The organism is Candidatus Symbiopectobacterium sp. NZEC135 (assembly GCF_025962695.1).
In genome coordinates this window covers 66879-87511 of sequence record NZ_JAGFPF010000009.1, presented here as the reverse complement: position 1 = coordinate 87511, position 20633 = coordinate 66879, and the positions used below count along the sequence as shown (strand labels likewise).

General features: G+C 54.3%; 18 protein-coding genes. 6 read left to right on the top strand and 12 right to left on the bottom strand.

Annotated elements, in window-relative coordinates; all coding sequences use genetic code 11:
• Positions 1-49: 49 nt before the first annotated feature.
• The 5 genes from J5224_RS07655 to J5224_RS07635 all read right to left on the bottom strand — a co-directional run bounded on the left by J5224_RS07655 (position 50) and on the right by J5224_RS07635 (position 5932).
• The gene (locus tag J5224_RS07655) at positions 50-1792 is read right to left on the bottom strand and encodes an ABC transporter permease subunit (RefSeq protein WP_264624793.1); all 1743 of its coding nucleotides are present in this window, start codon (positions 1790-1792) and stop codon (positions 50-52) included.
• Positions 1789-3303, bottom strand: a complete 1515-nt coding sequence (locus J5224_RS07650; RefSeq protein WP_264624792.1) for an ABC transporter substrate-binding protein — start codon at positions 3301-3303, stop codon at positions 1789-1791. The genes J5224_RS07655 and J5224_RS07650 overlap by 4 nt, the downstream gene beginning before the upstream one ends.
• Before the next feature lie 23 nt (positions 3304-3326).
• Complete coding sequence (locus J5224_RS07645) at positions 3327-4151, bottom strand: ABC transporter ATP-binding protein (RefSeq protein WP_264624791.1); 825 nt, start codon at positions 4149-4151, stop codon at positions 3327-3329.
• Between the two features lie 6 nt (positions 4152-4157).
• Positions 4158-4937, bottom strand: coding sequence for an ABC transporter ATP-binding protein (locus J5224_RS07640; protein WP_264624790.1), 780 nt, complete (start codon positions 4935-4937; stop codon positions 4158-4160).
• A gap of 89 nt (positions 4938-5026) precedes the next feature.
• Positions 5027-5932 carry a LysR family transcriptional regulator gene (locus J5224_RS07635; RefSeq protein WP_264624789.1) on the bottom strand — a complete coding sequence of 302 codons (906 nt, stop codon included), beginning with the start codon at positions 5930-5932 and terminating at the stop codon, positions 5027-5029.
• Between the two features lie 95 nt (positions 5933-6027).
• Here J5224_RS07635 and J5224_RS07630 point away from each other — a divergent pair, with 95 nt between their 5' ends.
• Positions 6028-6570, top strand: coding sequence for a GNAT family N-acetyltransferase (locus tag J5224_RS07630; RefSeq protein ID WP_264624788.1), 543 nt, complete (start codon positions 6028-6030; stop codon positions 6568-6570).
• A 47-nt stretch (positions 6571-6617) separates the two neighbouring features.
• Here the strand turns inward: J5224_RS07630 and J5224_RS07625 are convergent, their stop codons facing one another.
• Together J5224_RS07625 and J5224_RS07620 are read right to left on the bottom strand one after the other, a co-directional pair.
• Positions 6618-7892 (bottom strand): YeaH/YhbH family protein, encoded by a 1275-nt coding sequence (locus tag J5224_RS07625; RefSeq protein ID WP_264624787.1) that lies wholly within the window; start codon positions 7890-7892, stop codon positions 6618-6620.
• Between the two features lie 36 nt (positions 7893-7928).
• Entirely contained in the window at positions 7929-9863 is a 1935-nt protein-coding gene (locus J5224_RS07620) for a PrkA family serine protein kinase (protein WP_264624786.1), read from the bottom strand.
• A gap of 639 nt (positions 9864-10502) precedes the next feature.
• On the opposite strand from J5224_RS07620, the gene J5224_RS07615 reads away from it, so the two are divergent.
• Both J5224_RS07615 and J5224_RS07610 read left to right on the top strand, forming a co-directional pair.
• Positions 10503-11252, top strand: a complete 750-nt coding sequence (locus tag J5224_RS07615) for a MipA/OmpV family protein (RefSeq protein ID WP_264624785.1) — start codon at positions 10503-10505, stop codon at positions 11250-11252.
• A 121-nt stretch (positions 11253-11373) separates the two neighbouring features.
• Positions 11374-12228: an aldo/keto reductase gene (locus tag J5224_RS07610; protein WP_264624784.1), complete on the top strand. Its 855-nt coding sequence runs from the start codon at positions 11374-11376 to the stop codon at positions 12226-12228.
• 90 nt (positions 12229-12318) lie between these two features.
• On the opposite strand, the gene J5224_RS07605 is transcribed toward J5224_RS07610, so the two are convergent.
• The gene (locus tag J5224_RS07605) at positions 12319-13188 is read right to left on the bottom strand and encodes a D-hexose-6-phosphate mutarotase (RefSeq protein ID WP_264624783.1); all 870 of its coding nucleotides are present in this window, start codon (positions 13186-13188) and stop codon (positions 12319-12321) included.
• A gap of 106 nt (positions 13189-13294) precedes the next feature.
• On the bottom strand, positions 13295-14290 hold the full coding sequence (gapA, locus tag J5224_RS07600; RefSeq protein WP_264624782.1) for a glyceraldehyde-3-phosphate dehydrogenase: 996 nt from the start codon (positions 14288-14290) through the stop codon (positions 13295-13297).
• 348 nt (positions 14291-14638) lie between these two features.
• On the opposite strand from gapA, the gene msrB reads away from it, so the two are divergent.
• Together msrB and J5224_RS07590 are read left to right on the top strand one after the other, a co-directional pair.
• Positions 14639-15058, top strand: coding sequence for a peptide-methionine (R)-S-oxide reductase MsrB (msrB, locus tag J5224_RS07595; protein ID WP_264624781.1), 420 nt, complete (start codon positions 14639-14641; stop codon positions 15056-15058).
• A 97-nt stretch (positions 15059-15155) separates the two neighbouring features.
• Positions 15156-15437, top strand: a complete 282-nt coding sequence (locus J5224_RS07590) for a YeaC family protein (protein ID WP_264624780.1) — start codon at positions 15156-15158, stop codon at positions 15435-15437.
• A gap of 32 nt (positions 15438-15469) precedes the next feature.
• Here J5224_RS07590 and pncA read toward each other — a convergent pair whose 3' ends face one another.
• From pncA to sppA, 3 genes are all read right to left on the bottom strand, one after another.
• Entirely contained in the window at positions 15470-16123 is a 654-nt protein-coding gene (pncA, locus tag J5224_RS07585) for a bifunctional nicotinamidase/pyrazinamidase (protein ID WP_264624836.1), read from the bottom strand.
• Positions 16124-16161: 38 nt separating this feature from the next.
• Positions 16162-17181, bottom strand: coding sequence for an asparaginase (gene ansA, locus J5224_RS07580; protein ID WP_264624779.1), 1020 nt, complete (start codon positions 17179-17181; stop codon positions 16162-16164).
• Between the two features lie 72 nt (positions 17182-17253).
• Positions 17254-19104 carry a signal peptide peptidase SppA gene (gene sppA, locus J5224_RS07575; protein WP_264624778.1) on the bottom strand — a complete coding sequence of 617 codons (1851 nt, stop codon included), beginning with the start codon at positions 19102-19104 and terminating at the stop codon, positions 17254-17256.
• A 409-nt stretch (positions 19105-19513) separates the two neighbouring features.
• Here sppA and J5224_RS07570 point away from each other — a divergent pair, with 409 nt between their 5' ends.
• Positions 19514-20527 carry a hypothetical protein gene (locus tag J5224_RS07570; protein WP_264624777.1) on the top strand — a complete coding sequence of 338 codons (1014 nt, stop codon included), beginning with the start codon at positions 19514-19516 and terminating at the stop codon, positions 20525-20527.
• Positions 20528-20633: the final 106 nt, after the last annotated feature.

Here is a 20633-nt window from a genome sequence, read left to right as displayed (position 1 = left end):
TATGGCGATCCGGGGCAGAGAGTCTGGTCTATTATTTTAAGTGACGCTGTCACTTTTTCTTCTTCACACCAAAAGTCATTTGCCCCAATGAGACCGCCAGCATGGCCAGTAGCATCAGTGTGATAACAGGAGCCAGTACCGCCCAGGGCGCGCGCTCAATATAAGGCATGCCTTCAGCGACAATCCGTCCCCATTCAGGGTACGGCGGTTGTTGCCCCAACCCGAGAAAACCTAATGCCGTCAATGCCAGTGTGACACCGGGAAAACGCACCAAGGCGTGACGCGTGACCGGGCCAATCAATGCAGGCAATACATAGCCCGTGAAACGATGCCAAGGCCCGACGCCAAGCAGAGGGGTGATGCGCACGTAGGGGCGTGTAAGGATCTCCTCAACCAGAGCGGCAGTATGCGCCGCAAGCGGTGCCCAACTCACCAACATCACCGCCAGTGCCGCACCATAGGTAGAGGGCCCGGTCAGGGCGACAACGATAAGGCCCGCCATCATGGGCGGCAGCGCATTGGCTATCTCCATCGGACCGATAAACAGGCGCGGGAAAAGTCCAAACACAATACCGACAAGCAAACAGGCAACGCTGACGCCGGCGGCGGTGATGAGCGTGGCAAACGCACCGTGCGCCACGCGTGCCAGTAAATCGCGCCCGGTGGCATCCGCGCCCAACGGCAACGCGAGGCTCGGAGGTTGCAAGCGCAGAAAATCAGAGGCCAGCGGATCGCGGGTCAGTCCGACCGCAATCAGCAGTACCAACGCCACGGCAATCGTTGTCGGGAAGGCATAGTGCGACCGCATCGTCGGGCTGATGGTTGGGGCGGACAAGGAGCCACTGCGTAGCGCACGCCCCAGTATCAACTGACGTAGCAGGTTGCCAAGGGTGCCGCTCACCGTTGCAATCAACAGTAACAGCAGAACGCCGCATTGCAGGGCGGGCAGATCTTGTGCGGCTGAAGCACCAAGCGTGGCGCGGCCCAAACCGGGGATAGCAAAGATCTTTTCTACCGCCACGGCCCCCCCTGTCAGCCCAACGGTGATTAAGCCAATCTGTGGCAGTAATGCAGGCAGTGCGCGCCGCAGAACCGCGATGGCACAATCAAATGGGCTCACGCCCGCCACGCGCCACGTGATAAGCCACGGCTCGGCAAACGTGCTGCGCAGTGCATCCGCCAGCAAGCGCGCCAGTAATCCCCCTGCGGGCAGCCCCAACGCCAGCGCAGGCAGTACCAGGTGTTGTACGCCGTGCCAGCCATACGGCGGAAACAACGGCAGCCAGATCGCCCCAACCATCAGCAACAGGGATGCCAGCAAATATTCTGGCAGAGTAGTGAACGCCATCGCCCAAGCTCCGTGGCTGCTATCCGCCGCGCCACGCAGCCCATTGCGCAGCGTGGATACGCACAGCAACGTAGCAACCAGTATTGCCAGGATTAATGCTGCCCCCATCAGTGTCAACGATACGCCGGCCGCGTCTAACATGGCGGGCAATACCGGCTTGCCAGAGATCCAGGAGTGCCCGGCATCCCCCTGTAATATACCGCGCCACCACCGCAACAATAGTGCTATCGGGCCTTGGTCGAGACCGAGTTGGCTACGAATAGCCTGCAACGCCTCGGGGGTTGCCTCTTGTTCGGCGGATTTGGCGCGCAGTATGCTCAGAGCCGGATCGCTGCCGGAAAGCCACGGCAACAGGCCAATAAGCGCGATGACGGCAAAGGCGCTTACGGCACGGGATACCAGAGGCGTGATAACCGCTCCGAAGCGTAAGGGAGAGGCGATCATGGTTGGTGCATCTGCCCGGTGATGTGTGTTTGTGATGTAACCAGCATCCGTTCACGCGGATCGCGTGCTGCCTGACGTACACCGCTGGCCTCACCTTGAATCACCCGCTCGTGCAGCAAGGGGATAGCTGCATCCGTGGTGAGAATACGCTGTTCGGCTGCCATAATAGCCTTACGCCGCGCCTCCCCGGCGGGGATAGCGGCAGCGGTGAGCAACGCCTCATCGACAGCAGGATCGCACAGCTGTGAGAGGTTAAACGACCCTTTGCAACTGAAATCGCTGTAGAGATAAGCCACCGGATCGCCGGAATCCAGCACCGTGGCGCGCGACAGGATAAAGGCATCGAACTTTCCGGCTAACGCATCGGCTTCAATCTGGGCGTATTCACGCACTTCTTGCTGCACGGTAAACCCGGCTGCGGTTAACTGCTGTGCCAGATAAACGGCCACTTCCGGCAGTTCAGCGCGATCGCTAAAGGTCGCCAGTTTGATAACCGCTCCCTGCGGATGGCGTGCGGGGATCGGCTGGTCTACCGCTTGGCGAAGCGGCGCTGCCCAACGCAGTGCCGGGCCGAGCAAGCCCTGGGCGATATCTGCGCGATTCTCATACACGTTCTTTACCAGCACCTCCCGCTGAACGGCATCGCGTACCGCAGCACGCAGTCCGGCATCACGCAGTGGGCCGATGCGGGTGTTGAGATACAGGGTATTGGTGCGCGGCATCGGGACCTCATGGATCAGCGCGGGATCGATCAAGGGGGCTTGCGCGACCGGCACGGCTTCCACAATATCCGCGCTGCCGCTACGTAACGCAGCGGCGCGGGCTGTTCCATCGGGAACGAAGTCGACATCAAGGCCTGAAGCCTGCGCAGGCGTGCCCCAGTAACCATCAAAGCGCTCAAGCGTCGCGTGGCTAGTGCCCTGAACGGCAGTTAACACAAACGGGCCACTGCCGTGCCGGATCGGCTCAACGCGGCCTTCCTGATATGCATTGGGTGAGAGGATAGCCAGTTGTGGGCTGGAGAGCCGCTGGGGCAACAGAGGATCGGGGGTGGCGGTGGTCACCCGCACCGCGTTGTCGCCGTCGGCGCTGATGTGTAGCGTAACGCCATCCAGAATACGCGGTTTGGGGGCGGCACGCGTCGCCGCGCTGAGCGCATTGACCACGACGTCCGGTGTCAGCCGTTCACCGTCGTGGAAACGCACCTCGGGGCGCAGCGTGAAGCGCCAGGTGGTGTCGTTTATCGACTGCCAGGCCGTCGCCAACGCCGGTTGTGCGTCACCGTTCTCATCCAGCACGATCAGCGTTTCGCTGGTGCCCCAGCGCGAAAGCTTGAAGGCGTCATCGCTGAGCGGGGTCAGACCCGCACGGGGAGGTTGCAGCATCGCGATGCGAATGCGATCGCTGGCGGCTTTCGGCATAGTTGTCTCTTCGCTGCCAAAGCAGCCAGTAAGCCCGGCACTGCCAATGACCAGCGCTAAAGGGAAAATGTGGCGATAGACTAACGACATAACAGCATCCTTTCAGGGATAAATTAGCAATAACAATCAGGGAGTGTTGGGATGGCTGCCAGCAGAGCCCGCGTATGCGGATGGGCAGGCGTGGAGAGCAGCGCGTGACACGGCCTGTCCTCGACAATCTGCCCCTCATGCATGACCAATACGCGTTGGCACAGCGTCGCCACGGTGGAGATATCATGGGAGACCAGCAGCAGTCCCATATCGTAGTGCTGGGCAAGTCGGTGAAATAACGCCGTTATCTGCTCGCGTAACGGCAAATCTAAGCCGCTCACCGGCTCATCAGCAATCAGGAAAACCGGTCGCAAGGCCAGGGCGCGCGCAATGGCTACCCGCTGCGCTTGACCACCGGAAAGTGTTCCCACGCGTTGGTGCAGCAGTGATGCGGGCAAGGCGACATCGTCAAGGGTGCGTTGCAATGCCGACATCGACGGTGCGCCGTGGCCTAAAAAATGCAGTGGCTCGGCAATCGACTGTGCCACCGTTTTATGGGGTGCCAGCGTGGAGGCGGGATCTTGGGGAACATACTGTACCAACCGGCGATACCAGCGCAGTGCAGCGGTGGACGCTGGAACAACGCCACGGCCCTGACAGCTCACAGTGCCTGAATCTGGCGTTTCTAATCCCAATAAAATCTTCAGCAGCGTTGATTTTCCGGCACCCGATGCTCCCACTAGTCCCACATATTCACCTTTATTGAGTGACAGCGTCACTTCACTTAGGGCGCAATGATACTGTGCGACTTGCCAGAAGCGTGTGCCCGGCAGCGGATATCGATGGGTTACCCGATGCACTGCCAGAAAAGGCGGCGCAGTGGCAGCGTGTAAGGCAGAAGCAGACATCTTACGTTACCCCGCCAGCGCTAACGCGTTCTGAGATACCTGATGACGCTGTTGCCGTGCAGCTGTCATCAATGCGACGGTGTAGGGATGCTGCGGGTGACGAAGCAGCGCATCGATTGTGCCTTGTTCAACGATCTTGCCATCGGACAAAATCAACGCCCGCTGGCAAAGCGCAGCGGCTACGGCGATATCGTGGGTGATAAACAGCAAAGCACGTTCAGGTGCATGGGCATAGGTTTTTAGCGCCTGTAGCACCTGAGCCTGGGTGATGACGTCCAGTGCGGTGGTGGGTTCATCGGCAATCAGCAGCGCGCTTTGGCTGGCGAGTGCCAGCGCGATACAGACCCGCTGACGTTGCCCGCCAGAAAGCTCACCGGAATAGCGATGGGCGATGTGTTCTGGCTGAGAAAATCCTACGCTAGCCAGTAACGCGAGTCCTGCCTCCCACGCGGCGCGCGTAGATGTTGCGCCGTTAGCACGCAACACCAGTACCAATTGCTTGCCGACGCCGATCAGAGGATGCAGCGCGGCCGAGGTATCTTGGAAAATGGCGGCAATGCGCGGTTGCTGCGTTAATCTGTTTTGCCCAGAAAAATGGATGTTGCCACTTATCGTCGAGCCTGCAAGGGGGAGCCCTAACAAGGCGCGTGCAGTGAGCGATTTTCCAGAACCCGATGCCCCGAGAAGTGCGACACGCTCGCCGGGATGCAGAGAAAAACTGATGTTGTCGAGTTTTATCAACCCGTTAAGCGTGAGGGTGAGGTTATCGACGGTAAGCAGCGCCATGCCGGGGAGTTCCTGTTACACAGTAATGCAATGTTATAATGTATCATAAGTTATGATATAACATAACATTTCGTGTGCAAGTGTTCAACTCAAAATGGCGTAACACCGCTGTCTGTCAGGGTATGGATGCGTTCAAGCACTTTTGCCATACTGCGATTAATGACTTTATCTTGCCGCATCACGATGCCCAGCACGCGATGCAGCGTCGGCTCCAGTTGATAGACATCCAGGCCCACCTTATCGGCAGGCGTCATCACTGACATGCTGGGTACAATGCTGTAACCTAACCCTGCACTGACCATCCTTTTGATGGCTTCAATGCTTCCTAGTGCCATTGTGGGGGTGGCTGTCTTGCCGTCTGCGTGAAACCAGCCATCAATAAGTTGTCGGGTATTGCTGCCGGTCTCAAAAGCGATCCACGGCTTATCAGCTAATATTGTGGGCGTGAAGGTCGATGTGCCACCGATGCTGTTTGCCTGAGCGATCGCGATAAATTCATCTTTCATTACAGGCGTAACACTCAGGCTTCGGCCATTAACGGGCAACGTAACCAACCCCATATCAATGCTGTTTTCTTCCACTGCTCTGACGATATCCTGCGTGTTTCCGGTTCTGACGCCGATAGACAAACGCGGATGTGCTTTCTGGAGCTGGCACAGTAGTGTTGGCAGTAAATGGATGCAGGCCGTCGCGCCGGTACCTATGACTACATTTCCGCTGATGTCATGCTGGTGCTGCGCGATGGCCTGCATGGCTGCATTGACGGCATTCTCAATGTTCTCACAGTGATCAAGCAGTGCCAGCCCTGCGGCAGTTGGACGGACACCCCGACCCGTCCGTTCAACCAGTCGCACGTGAAGTGCCAGTTCCAATTGCCGTATTTTCAGGCTGACCGCAGGCTGAGAAACACCCAGTGCGGCGGCGGCTGAGGTGAAACTTCCACGCTGTATGACACGTTTATAGGTGACCAGTTGGTCGAGGTTGAACTGTCCCATCCTTCATTTTCCTTATACGGTTTATAAGCGTAGGTGGGTATCAGCCTTGGCGGATTTCACGTAGCCTGTGTTCGGTTTATTTTGGGAGTAAAACCGTGAACATTATTGCAGCAGAAGAACAACATATCAGCGCTATCCAGAAAATTTATGCCTATCACGTTATTCATGGCACCGCATCGTTTGAAACAGAGCCACCGGATATCAACGAGATGCGCGCCCGGTTGAAGAAGAGCTACGATGCCGGTCTTCCCTGGTTTGTGGCCATCAAAAACGGCGGTGTAGCAGGGTATTGTTATCTGTCTCGCTACCGTGAGCGCCGAGCCTACCAGTATACGCTTGAAGATTCGATCTATGTTGATCCGCAGTATCAGCAGCAGGGCGTCGGGAAAGCGCTGCTGGCTTACGCTATTGAGTGGGCAGAACAACACGGCTTCCGCCAACTGATTGCAGTTGTGGGTAACAGTGAAAACGAGGGATCGCTGCGTTTACACCGTCAGGCCGGTTTCTCACTGGTGGGAACGCTGGCAAGCGTAGGGTTAAAACACGGGCGCTGGCTGGACACGGTAATGCTTCAACGTGCACTGGGTGAAGGAGATTCGACCTTGCCAGAATCTCCGCCGCGCTTTGACGCGAATTGATTCGGGCTGGTTTCCGCCAGCGCGAAGGCTGGCGGAAGGTTGGGCGATTATCCGTTAACGGTTTGCTTGCGGAACAATTCGCGAAATACCGGATAAATATCGTCCTGATCGCGAATATGCTGCATAGCAAAATTGGGGTAGGCATCACGCAGTGCTTCATACTCTCGCCACAGGGTTTGGTGTGAGCGACGTGTGATTTCGATGTAGCTGTAGTAACGCACAAAAGGCAACAGCTGGTTAGCCAGAATATCGTGACACAGCGGTGAGTCATCGGCCCAGTTATCGCCATCGGAGGCTTGTGCCGCATAAATATTCCACTGTGACGGGTTATAGCGCGCTTTAACCACTTCCTCCATCAGCTTCAATGCGCTGGACACAATGGTGCCGCCGGTCTCCTGAGAGTAGAAAAACTCTTCTTCATCGACCTCTTTGGCTTGGGTATGGTGGCGAATGTAAACCACATCCACGTTCTTATAATTCCGACTTAAAAACAGATAGAGCAGAATATAAAAACGTTTCGCCATGTCCTTAGTGGACTGATCCATCGAGCCGGAAACGTCCATCAGGCAAAACATCACGGCCTGACTGGATGGCTCGGCCCGGCGTTCATAGTTCTTGAAACGCAGGTCAAAAGTATCGATAAAGGGCACGCGCGCAATCTTCTCGCGCAGTGCCGCAATTTCGTGGCGCAACCGATCTTCTTCCAGCAATTGCGCTGGCTCGGTGTGCTCAAGCTCGGCCAGATCTTCCTCGAGTTGGTGCAGTTCACGCCGTTTCCCTGCCGTCATTGCCATACGCCGCGCCAGTGAATTTTGCAGCGAGCGTACCACGCTGATGTTAGCAGGCACACCGTTAGCGGTGTAACCCGCACGGTGCGTTTTGTACTCGTTCATTTGGTGCTGCTGGGTCTTTTTCAGATTAGGCAGCGCCAGATCTTCGAACAGCAGATCGAGGTATTCATCCTTGGAGATTTGAAACACGAACTCGTCCTGGCCTTCACCATCTTTACTGGCGTTGCCTTGACCGCCACCGCTGCCACCACCTCCTTGTGGCCGCTCGATACGATCGTTGGTAACAAAATGGTCGTTGCCGGGGTGGACGCGATGCCGCTTACCGCCACGCCCCTGATGGAACATCGGTTCGCTAATGTCGCCCTGAGGGATCGATACGGACTCCCCGCTGTCTATGTCGGTTACCGAACGCTTGTTGATGGCCTCGGAAATCGACTGTTTTATTTGCGACTTATAGCGGCGTAAAAAGCGCTGGCGGTTCACCAGGCTTTTGTTCTTGCCGTTCAGCCGTCGATCAATGAAATAGGCCATGATTCCCCCGCATGACGTCGTCAAGCTGCCCGTACGTTATGATGATTTCCTGACACGCAGATACCATTCGCACAGCAATCGTACCTGCTTGCGGGTGTAGCCTTTCTCCATCATGCGATCGACAAAGTCGTCATGTTTTTTCTGCTCATCGGTCGAGGTCTTGGTGTTGAACGAAATCACCGGCAACAGCTCTTCCGTATTGGAGAACATTTTCTTCTCAATCACGGTACGCAGTTTCTCATAACTGGTCCAGTTCGGATTATGGCCACTGTGGCTGGCGCGGGCGCGCAGCACAAAATTGACGATTTCGTTACGGAAATCTTTGGGGTTGCTGATGCCAGCCGGTTTCTCGATTTTCTCCAGTTCGGCATTCAGCGATTCCCTGTCAAACAGTTGCCCGGTGTCAGGATCGCGATATTCTTGGTCCTGAATCCAGAAATCCGCATAGGTGACATAGCGATCAAAAATGTTTTGCCCGTACTCGGAGTAAGACTCCAGGTAGGCGGTCTGAATCTCTTTGCCGATAAATTCGGCGTATTTAGGGATCAGATAGCCTTTCAGGTGTTCGACATATTTTTCCGCCACTTCTTGCGGGAACTGCTCACGTTCAACTTGCTGTTCCAGAACATAGAATAAGTGTACCGGGTTGGCGGCAACCTCACTGTGGTCGAAGTTGAATACGCGTGAGAGGATCTTGAAGGCGAAACGGGTGGACAAACCGCTCATGCCTTCATCGATGCCCGCGTAATCACGGTATTCCTGATAGGATTTTGCCTTGGGATCGGTATCTTTCAGGCTTTCTCCATCGTACACACGCATTTTTGAGTAGATGCTGGAGTTCTCTGGCTCTTTAAGGCGCGACAGAATGGAGAAGCGTGCCAGGGTTTCCAGCGTGCCGGGCGCACACGGGGCGTGTGACAGCTCGCTGTGATCGAGCAGCTTGTCGTAAATCTTCACCTCTTCGGAAACGCGCAGGCAGTAGGGCACTTTGACGATGTAAACGCGGTCCAAAAAGGCTTCATTGTTTTTGTTATTGCGGAATTGCACCCATTCCGATTCGTTAGAGTGGGCCAGAATGATGCCGTTGAACGGCAGGGCGGCAATGCCTTCGGTGCCGTTATAGTTGCCTTCCTGCGTGGCGGTCAACAGGGGATGTAGCACCTTGATCGGGGCTTTGAACATCTCCACAAATTCCATGATGCCCTGGTTGGCGCGGCACAATGCACCGGAATAGCCATAGGCATCGGGATCGTTTTGGGCAAAGTGCTCCAGCTTGCGGATGTCCACCTTCCCGACCAGTGCTGAGATATCCTGATTGTTTTCGTCGCCCGGTTCGGTTTTGGCGATCGCGACCTGTGCCAGAATGGATGGCCACACCTTTATCACTTTGAATTTGGTGATATCACCGCCGAAATCGCGCAGGCGTTTGGCCGCCCAGGGCGACATTATAGTGCCCAGATAACGGCGCGGCACCGCATACTCCTTTTCGAGAATGTCGGCATCTTCCTGCGGGTTGAACAGGCACAGCGGGTGATCGTTGACCGGGCTACGCTCGCCATTGGCGCTCAGCACATAAATCGGCACACGTTGCATTAAGGCTTTCAGGCGTTCAGCCAGCGACGATTTCCCGCCGCCCACCGGACCAAGCAGGTAGAGGATCTGTTTCTTCTCCTCCAGCCCTTGTGCAGCGTGTTTCAGGTAAGCAACAATCTGTTCTATGGCATCTTCCATGCCGTAGAACTCTTCAAAGGCCGGATAGCGCGCAATGACCCGATTAGAGAATAAACGGGAAAGGCGAGACTCATGGGCGGTGTCCACCATCACAGGTTCGCCGATCGCCATTAACAATCGTTCGGCGGCACTCGCATAGGCACTGCGATCCTGCTGACAGATGTTAAGAAATTCCTGCAACGTGAATTCTTCGTCCTTGGCAGCGTCATAACGCTGACGGTAATGATCAAATATGTTCATAGCGATGCCCGTCCTTCGTCGATTAGCACAGTTATACCCGTCATACTTCGAGTTGCAGGTGTGTTGGCTGCGTTCACTCACCCGAATCACTTACCTGAGTAAGTTCATCGGGATTCGTTCGCTTGCCGCCTTCCTGAAACTCGAATTATTTAGGGTACAGAGAGCCTATTAAATAATGTGCGGCGTTATTTATGCGGCCATAGATATGTAGCCCTCTGGCAGATGATTTTCCTGAATACAGCAACCCTTATGCCAAATTCGCAGCAGTGTAGATGTTATTACACTCACAAGGCGCGTTTTCCTTCAGCCACACAAGGTTAGGCGGTAAGGCTGGTGTACGCGCTTATGCTGACCCGCGAACTCAGGAACATTCATCTCCCTGTCATTAAGCGTAGTTGGCATCTGCAAAATTTCCTCATTGGTGAAAACATCTTTTTAAGATATTTCAATAACTCACTCTGCGAAGTATGCCGCTACAATGGCGGTAGCCACTGGGCTTTCATGCCTTTGGCTCATCGGAAACGACGACAGGTATGGCATGTGGTTTAATGCCATGCGGTTTGCACATTTAACGATTATGATTGATATGAGCGAAATACGATTTTGATAATTCATATCAGTAATAGGAATAATAACGTTATGAAAAAATCATCTGTGATCTATACCACTTTGCTGTTGGCAGGGTCGCTGGCAGCAACAACGGCCGTCGCGGCGGATTTCTCGCTGGGGGCAGGGGTATTAGGTTCCATCAGCCCGTATCGCGGGGGCGATAACGCATTGTATCCGATGCCAATGGTGACCTATGAAAGTGACAACTTTTATTTTCGCGGGCTGGGTGGGGGCTATTACCTGTGGAATGATGGACAAAACCGCCTGTCGGTAACCGCACTCTACTCTCCGTTGGGATTCAAACCGAGCGATAATGACGATGTGCAGATGAAGCAACTGGATAAGCGCCGTGGCACGCTGATGGCGGGTCTGGCGTATTCACACTCCGCGTCCTGGGGGATTTTGCGCACCTCGGTGGTGGCGGACACCTTGGGCTACAGCGACGGTTATCTGTGGGACAACACCTACCTGTATCGCTTCGAATTGGGTGACTGGTCATTGACACCTGGCGTCGGTGTGACCTGGAGCAGTGAAAGACTCAACCGCTATTACTTTGGTATCAGTGGCAAAGAAGCATCGCGCTCAGGTTTAGGCGCTTACAGCCCGGATGGTGACTGGTCGCCGTACGCTGAGTTGAGTACCAACTACCGTATCAACGATAGCTGGAGTGCATGGGCCACCGGGCGTTATGTACGCCTGGCCGATGAAGTGAAAGAGAGCCCGATGGTCGATCGCAGCTATACCATGGTGTTTGGCGCGGGTGTGAGTTATCGCTTCTAACGCCTGATGCGTGGAAACAGGGCAAGTGCTGCACAATAATGGGGTGATTTCACCCCATTTGCACGTTTTGGGCGCGCGGCGGCTCAGGTAAGGTATTCAACAGGATGCAAGGAGGATAGCGATGACAACCCGACAGGTTCGATTTCCTGATGGTTCAACGCTGCCCGCTGTCGGGCAGGGCACGTGGTTTATGGGGGAAGCGGCCAGTGAGAAGGCGCGAGAAATAAAAGCCTTGCAGGCAGGGCTCGATCTCGGGCTCCGGCTTATTGATACCGCAGAAATGTACGCCGACGGTGGTGCGGAGAGCATAGTCGGCGCAGCACTGCGCGGGCGGCGAGACGATGCGTTTCTGGTCTCCAAGGTCTATCCCCACAATGCGGGCGGTATGCGAGCGATTGAAGCCTGTGAGCGCAGCCTGAAACGGCTGCAAACTGATGTGCTGGATTTATACCTGCTGCATTGGCGCGGCGGTATCCCGTTGGAAGAGACCATCACCGCAATGGAGGCGTTGCAACAGTCAGGCAAGATTCGGCAGTGGGGCGTGTCCAATCTGGACGTGGCGGACATGAATGAACTCTGGTCCTTGTCGGGCGGTGAGCGCTGCATGACCAATCAGGTGCTTTATCATGTTGCTTCGCGCGGCATCGAGTTTGATTTGCTGCCCTGGTGCCAGGCACGTGCTGTGCCGGTGATGGCCTACTGTCCATTAGCACAAGCGGGTACGCTGCGCCGCAACCTGTTTTCTCATCCTGTGATAACGCGCATGGCGGGCAAATATCAGGTGACGCCCGCACAAATTATGCTGGCATGGGTATTGCGACAACCGGGCGTAATTGCCATTCCCAAAGCGAGTTCGGTTGCTCACATTGAAGAAAACGCACGTGCGCTCACGTTGGAATTGGACAGTGGTGATATCGCTGCGCTGGATGCTGCTTTTCCCGCACCGACCAGTAAGCAGCCATTGGATGTGGTGTAGCGGGATTGCGCGATATGGCTCTTGGTTAGCGCCGCCCGCAAGCCTGCGAGCGGCGATATCGGATCTATTGGAGCAAACCCGTTTCGCTGATCAACGTTTTACGCTAATCACCGTGGTCAAACGCGCTGGTGCGGCGGGGGTGGCAACAAACGGCTGAGTCACACGTGCCGTTTCCACGCAAACAAAGGTTTTATAACCGTCATCCGGCATGTCGGCGATGGTTTTAGACAGTTCCGCCGCCGGGTTCCAGGCAACGGCATCGCTATGGTGCGTGTGGTGCACGTCGATAGTGCGTTTCAGCGTGGGGTCCACGATGCTGCTCACTGCTTGCGGATGCGTATAGATACGATCGGTGCGTTCAGTGAACGTCAGATCGCCACCTTGCGTTGTCAACTTACCTTGATTGACCTTATCGATAAAGGTATCGCCCAAACCGCTGACGCGGATATGGTCAATGTCACCAATCTGGAAGTAGGTGTGCAGGGCGCTGGTGATGCTGTAATCACCTTGCGCTTCTAACTCAATGGTGCAGGTTTTACCCAGCTTGTAACGTGCAGTCAACGTGAAAGCGTGTGGCCAGCTTGCCAACGTATCCGGCGTATCACGCAGGGTGAAGGTCAATTCAACGCCGTTGGCATCTTCACGGTGCGCGGTGAATTCCCACGGCAGCAGGCGGGCAAAGCCGTGGTTAGGTTCCGCAAACGGGCCAAACCACGGGAAGCAGATCGGCACACCACCGCGAATGGCGACGCCTTCAGCGAACGGCGTGTTGTCGCTCAGCCACAGCACCGGCGTTTCTCCTTGCGGCTGCCAGTGCAGCAGATGGGCACCTTGCAGCGTGACGGCAGCGCGTACCTGCGGATGATCAACGACAATCACCGGCAGTTGGTCTATCTGGCGTTGACTGAGCGTGGGGGAAATTTCAGATTTGATGGGAAGTGAAAAAATTTTATCGTTCATGATGTTACCTTGTTTTATTTGTATTTCGTGTTGCATCATGGCGGAACGCAGCTAATAAAAAGGGCGACATCATGTCGCCCCTTGCATCGCTTATCGCACCGTCGCCTTATTTGGAGATGTGGGCGATCAGGTCCAGTACTTTGTTGGAGTAGCCGGTTTCGTTGTCATACCAGGAAACCAGTTTCACAAAGTTGTCGTTCAGCGCGATACCCGCTTTGGCATCGAATACAGACGTCAGAATTTCGCCGTTGAAATCGGTAGAAACCACGTCATCTTCAACGTAGCCCAGAACGCCTTTCAGCTCGCCTTCAGAAGCGGCTTTGATGGCTTTCTTGATTTCTTCGTAGGATGCTGCTTTTTCCAGACGAACAGTCAGGTCAACCACAGAAACGTTCGGAGTCGGAACGCGGAACGCCATACCGGTCAGTTTGCCGTTCAGCTCTGGCAGAACTTTACCTACAGCCTTGGCTGCACCAGTAGAGGACGGGATGATGTTCTGGGATGCGCCGCGGCCGCCGCGCCAGTCTTTGTGAGACGGGCCATCAACGGTTTTCTGGGTAGCGGTGGTGGCGTGAACTGTCGTCATCAGACCTTCGATGATGCCGAAGTTGTCGTTGATTACTTTTGCCAGCGGTGCCAGGCAGTTAGTGGTGCAAGATGCGTTGGAAACGATATCCTGTCCGGCATATTTGTCAAAGTTGGCACCACGAACGAACATCGGGGTGTTGTCTTTGGACGGGCCAGTCAGAACCACTTTTTTCGCGCCAGCGGTGATGTGCTTACGTGCAGTTTCGTCAGTCAGGAAGATGCCCGTTGCTTCTGCAACCACATCAACACCCACTTCGTCCCACTTCAGGTTAGCCGGATCTCTTTCTGCGGTAACGCGGATTTTTTTGCCGTTAACAATCAGCTGACCGTCTTTCACTTCAACGGTGCCGTCAAAACGGCCGTGAGTTGAGTCGTATTTCAGCATGTAAGCCATGTAGTCAGCGTCCAACAGGTCGTTGATTGCAACGATCTCAATGTCAGAACGTTTCTGAGCAGCACGGAAAACAATGCGGCCGATGCGGCCAAAACCGTTGATACCTACTTTGATAGTCATATATTCCACCAGCTATGGTTTGTGAATAATGGTTAGTGAATAAAGGTTGGTTGTAAAATTACAAAAACCTTGCTGAGCGTCAAGCGGAATCGTGTCAATAGTTGCGGCAAGTCAAATCTGAGGCGCAACGGTTGCACGAAAAATCGCCGTAATGAAACTTAGGAACATCTTTCCCTTAAATGGGGGCGTTTGCACCAATATAAAGCCCGCAGTCCCGATAAATGTGATGGATGTCACAATTGGCAGGGTCTTGGTCGGTTACTCACCATTTTAGTCGGAAAAAAACGTTATGAGGATGTTAATTCTTGTTAAACTAAGTAATGCCAAAAAAATGATGACGAGACAATCATGGATAAACCAGTTTCAACGTCTGCACCGGCAGGCAAGGGAACCTTGACGGAGATGCAACAGTACGTGACGCAGCAACGCGGCACTGAACCTGCCTATTCAGGCAAACTGTTGCACAATAAACGCACTGGGGTGTATCACTGCCTGTGTTGCCAAAGCGCGCTGTTTTACTCCGATAACAAATACGACTCTGGATGCGGCTGGCCCAGCTTTGATCGGCCGGTAGCGAAGGGGGCAATCCGCTATCTGGAAGATTTTTCGCATAACATGCACCGTATCGAAATTCGCTGTGGTAAATGCGATGCCCATTTGGGGCATGTATTCCCCGATGGGCCGCAAACCACCGGCGAGCGTTACTGCGTTAACTCGGCCTCGCTAAGCTTTATCGATGGTACCGACGGTGAGAAAGTGGATGGCTGACATTTTCGCGCAATCGCTGTAGCTAAAACGCTTCAGCTTGCTTGGCGTTGATGACAAATAGCGTGATGGCAAATAGCAATGACAGGATGGAATAACGATGCTCGACAAACAGCTTGATGAGGTTGTGACGGCGCTGACACCGGATATCTACCAACGCCTGGCAACCGCCGTAGAACTGGGCAAATGGCCTGATGGCGTGCCGTTGACGCCAGAGCAAAAAGAAAATTGCCTGCAAATGGTGATGCTATGGCAATCGCGCCACAACGTGGAGGCGGAACACATGACCATCAATACCGACGGTGAGTTGGTGATGAAAAGCAAGCAAGAGCTGAAACAGGCGTTTGCCATCGACAACCTGATTCAGCGGGAACGCCAGTAACCGAAGGCCTCTGCATGCACAGGGGCTCGGCGTTATGTGGAGTGGTGTGCTATTGCTGCGATAAAGTCGGCTAGGCTAGTGCGGCGTGCTCCGTGAGCCACCATCTCGACCAGCGCAGCTTCGCCGTCACCCGGTTGGAGATTCACTCCGCGACAGCCTTCTTCAACGATCTGTACGTCATACCCGAGTGCCAACGCATCAAGCACGGTAAATTTTACGCAGTAGTCCGTTGCCAGCCCCATGATGGTCAAGCGTGTGATGTTGCGTTGGCGTAACAGGTCATCCAATACGGTAGCAGCGCGTTTGCCGTTGTCGAAAAAAGCGCTGTAGCTGTCAATCTCAGGCTGAGAACCTTTTTGTACCACGGCATCAAACGCGTCATGATGAAGGTGCGGGTGGAACTCCGCACCACGCGTGCCCTGTACACAGTGCACCGGCCACCAGGTTTGCGCTAAACCTGCCAGTTCTCCACGTTCACCCACGACAGCACCAGGGTTATTGTCAGCGAAGCTCAGATGATTGGCCGGGTGCCAGTCCTGGCTGGCGATGACGGGCATACCGGCTTTCTGTGCCGCTGCTATCGCGGCGTTGGCAACATCGATGGTGACATCTCCTTCTGCGACAGGCAGTGCGCCGTTCGGACAAAAATCATTCTGCAAATCAATCAACAGTAAGGCATGGTTTATGACGGTCTGGTTCATGGCAGTTAGCTCCAGCAGCCGGGTTATGCGTCCTGGGTCAGTTCGCCGCGCAGGTCTTGTTGCATGAGCTGGCGAATGGTCCCGGGGGTTAAGTCAGGTTGGCTTAGCAGATAATGCAGTTTAGTCAGGGCGGCTTCTACCGTCATATCAAAACCACTGATCACGCCAGCCTGTGCCAGTGCATTGCCGGTGGCATAGCCCTCCATATTCACCCGTCCAGAAATGCACTGGGTGAGGTTAACCACCACGATACCCCGTTCCGATGCCTGACGCAGTTCGTCCAACAGCGCCGGGCTTTGCGGCGCATTACCCACACCATAAGAGCGCAATATCAGTGCTTTCACCGGCTGGCGCAAGAAGTTACGCACTACATCCGCTGAAATGCCCGGATAGACGGTAATCACGCCGATCGGTTGCGGGGTAATCGGATGTACGATCAGCGGAGCGCTGGGCGTTTCCGATTGCGCTGGCACCAGACGGCGTATATGAATACCGGCTTCCAACAGCGTCGGGAAGTTGGGGGAGGCGAACGCATCAAAGCCGTCCGCATGGGCTTTCGTGGTGCGGTTGCCGCGCAGCAACTTGTTGTTGAAAAACAGGCTGACTTCATTCACCGGGTGATTAGCCGCGACATACAGCGCATTTAGCAGGTTGGTTTGCCCATCAGAACGCAATTCGGCCAATGGAATTTGTGACCCTGTCACAATGAGCGGTTTGGCCAGGTTCTCCATGATGAAGGAGAGGGCTGATGCCGTGAAGGCCATGGTATCGGTGCCGTGCAAAATGACGAAGCCATCGTACTCATCGTAGTGCTGCTGAATATCCTCAGCGATGGCCTGCCAATCGGCTGGGGTCATGTCAGAGGAGTCAATCAGCGGGTCATATTCATGGATGGTGAAATCAGGCATTTCCGGGCGATGAAACTCTGGCATGTTAGCCAGTTGCTGTTGCAGGTGACCTGAAACCGGAATGTAACCATTGGCGGAGCGTTGCATACCTATCGTACCGCCGGTATAAGCGACATAAATGGATTTCTTTTGCATGCTGTTCTTATTTAAAAGATGAAAAACAGCCCGACATACGCCGGGCTGAGGGAGAATCCTGTGTTACGGCGGTTATTTTACTTCACCGCAAGCCATACAAAGCGCATAGCGATGCTGCGGATCGTTAAAGGTGTTGAGCAATGCCGGTTGTGCTTGCACCACCTCAGCCAACTGAGCTACCGGAGCCGGTAGCATGGCCTGAAGTTGGGCCGGTAACCAGGCATGGGCGGCAGCGTTGACACGGTTGAGCATCATATCCAGCAGGCTTGGCTGTTCCTCAAACCAGTTGAGCTGGTATTGGCCCAGCTTGGCCAACTCAGCGGCTTTTTTAACCGCATCGTCAAAGTCACCCAACTGATCGACCAAACCGTTGGTCTTTGCGTCGTCACCGGTCCACACGTGCCCTTGCGCGATTTTATCAATCTCTTCCGGGCTTTTCTTACGGGACTGCGCGACCAGATCGACGAAGTTTTTATAACCGCGCTCGATGCTGATTTGCATCATTTGCGAAAACTCGGGCGGCAGCGTTTTAGTGATACTGAGATCCGCCAGCGGCGAGGTGGCCACGCCATCGGTGTGTACGCCTATCGACCCAAGGGTGTTTTCAAACGTGGTGATCACGCCAAAAATCCCAATTGAACCTGTCAAGGTGCTCGGACTGGCGATAATGGCGTTCGCTGGGGTAGAGATCCAGTAGCCGCCCGACGCCGCCATACCGCCCATGGAGACCACAATGGGTTTGCCCGCCAGACGGACGGCCATCAGCTCTGCGCGAATTTTTTCTGAGGCGGTTACGCTGCCTCCGGGGCTGTTAACGCGCAGCACGATCGCCTTGATTTTAGGATCCAGTCTGGCCTGACGAATTTGGGACGCCGTGGTATCGCCACCGACCACTCCCGGGGTTTCAGGGCCGTCAACAATAGCGCCGCTGGCAAAGATCACCGCAATTTCCGCGCCGTTTTGGTTGCTCGGTTTTTCGGTGTAGTCGTAAATGCTGGTGTAGTTGAAGCTCTGGTTTTTGGTATCCCAGCCGAAGGTTTTTACCAGCTTCTGTTCGATGACTGAACGCGATGCCACCTCGTCCACCAGTTTGTTTTCCAGCGCATAGCGTGCCGGATCGCCTTGCACCGCCTGAAGGCCGGCAATAATCGCGCTGGCACCGGGGAACAACTGTTGCGGTGTAATTTGGCGGTTTGCGGCCACCGTATTCAGGTAGTTTTGCCACAATCCACCCACCCAGCGCAGGTCGGCTTCACGCGCTTCAGGGGACATATCGTCGCGCAGAAAAGGTTCCACGGCGGATTTGTAGGTACCGACGCGGAATACGTGACTGGTTACATCCAGCTTTTCCAACAGCGATTTGTAATAGAGGCCATTGGTCGCGAAGCCGCGCAGATCGACGTTACCCTGCGGGGTGAGTGAAACGGTGGTTGCGAAGCTGGCCAGATAGTATTGTGGTTGGCTGTAACTGTCGCCAATCGCGAAAATGGGCTTGCCGCTGTCGCGGAATTCACGCAACGCCTTGCCGATATATTGCAAAGAGGGCTGGTCTGCACCGACGAAATCGCTCAGATCGAGCACCATACCGGTAATATTGCTGTCGGTTTTAGCCTGACGAATGGTATTAACAATATCAAACAGCGAGTTTTCCTGACGGCGATTGCTGGAGGCACCAAAAAATTCTCTGCCTAACTGCCGCAGTTTATTATTCACTGTCGGCTTATCGACGACAACGCCGGTTATATCAACAAGCAGCGCGCCCTGAGGCGTTTGGGTCGGTGCATTTTTAAACTGCAGGTAAATGCCTACACCCACCAGAATCAACACAATCAGAAACAGGTTAAGAATAAACTCGCGGGTGAAATTGAGCAGACGCCAAGTCCACTTGAAGAGTCCGCTAAAGAGTCGCCACAGTGTGCGCATGTTATCTCCAAAAACGCCAAACATAATACCTGCTCGCTGTTCCTTTTGATGGCAAAGTGAGCAGTAAAGGGTTGCCCCGCGACATTCACGCTAATAAGAGCGAACTTACTCTCTATCCTAATGAGCGTATAGGAAAATGCCAACTTCATTAGTACCCTTCGTTGATAAAAATGTGCCTATTTTGTAAAGAAAAGCGATTGTTGGCGCGGTAACTTTTTTGGTGCGAGACGATGGAACAACTGCGGGAGGAGGAATACTGAAGTGCGTAACAGAAATGAATAATAACACTCAGCATCTTCTCACCGAATTTCTGCGGAAAAAATGCTCGTCCATGGGAAATAATGCTTTTACAATTATCACGTTGCCTGAAGTCGTCAGGTGAAGTGTATTCTTATCAATGGAGTGAGCCATGTCTTTTTTAATGCACGTCCGTGTGTTGTTCCTTTTGTTATTGACCTCTCTGTCATTCCCCGCATTGGCCGATCCGGTTTCTGGCTTGACCTGTGGTATTTATAAAGAACCAAGAAGCCAGATTCGCGTGTTAAATCACGAACTGCTACAACAGTCGTTTCCTACCGAGACGGTGTTGCATTATTACCGTTTAGAGGGAAGCAAACTCAAACGGATCTCGCTGGAGCAATTGGTAGACGCCACCATGGAAGTGTCTGCTGACGGTAAAACCATCACCGATTCGATGTTCAAACTCAACTATGTGCTCAAGGAGGAGCAACCCTGCCTGACGAATCTGCCGCAGCCGAAAACCGAAATAGGCAAAACCTGCTGGAACGACCTGCGTGCCTGCAAAAAAATGCTGTATGAAATTGATACTGCCCAGTTCAAGCAACTGTGTGAAGATCACATTGATTCAGCGTGCGGCACGTGGAAAACGCTTAGCGCTCGGGAAAAATCGGGTCAGTCACCGCTCGCCTCTGTGACGGGCATTCCGGCGGCACCGGTACAGGATTATACCGATACTATGGCAGCACTCTGCCGCAGCGGTGTCTCAGCCAACCTGTGCACCGAAGCAGCCAAAGCTCAATGGCTTAGTGGACAATACCTGGCTGCCCGAGACCTTTTGCAGGTTGCTTGTGCCGCACCGATTAATGATGGTTCATCGTGCCAGAAGGTCGCCAACTTGGCTTCATTGACAGAGCAGGACATCGTGTCACCGGCATCAGGAATTCCCGTGGGAAGCTTTGCCCTGCGCGAAACCGGCGACCCTGATATCACCATTGCAGAAGATGGCATGGTGAACATGCGCGGTATTGCACCGGTAAAAGCGCAAGAAGAAAAAGGCATTATCCGTATCGGTCACAATAAAGGCGGCGCCTTCGCATTTCGTCGTGCAGGAAGCGACAAGCTGATCGGCCTCGATTTTTGGAATCAGCTAACGGTGTACCACTTGCGTCGCGACGCCCAGTGATCGCGGTGCGGTAGTGAGCGCATTGCGGGTCACTGTTTTGCCTGCGCAAGCAGACGTTCTCTGTTTGCGCATTATCACCTGCCAACCGCCTGAATAGGGCCAGTAA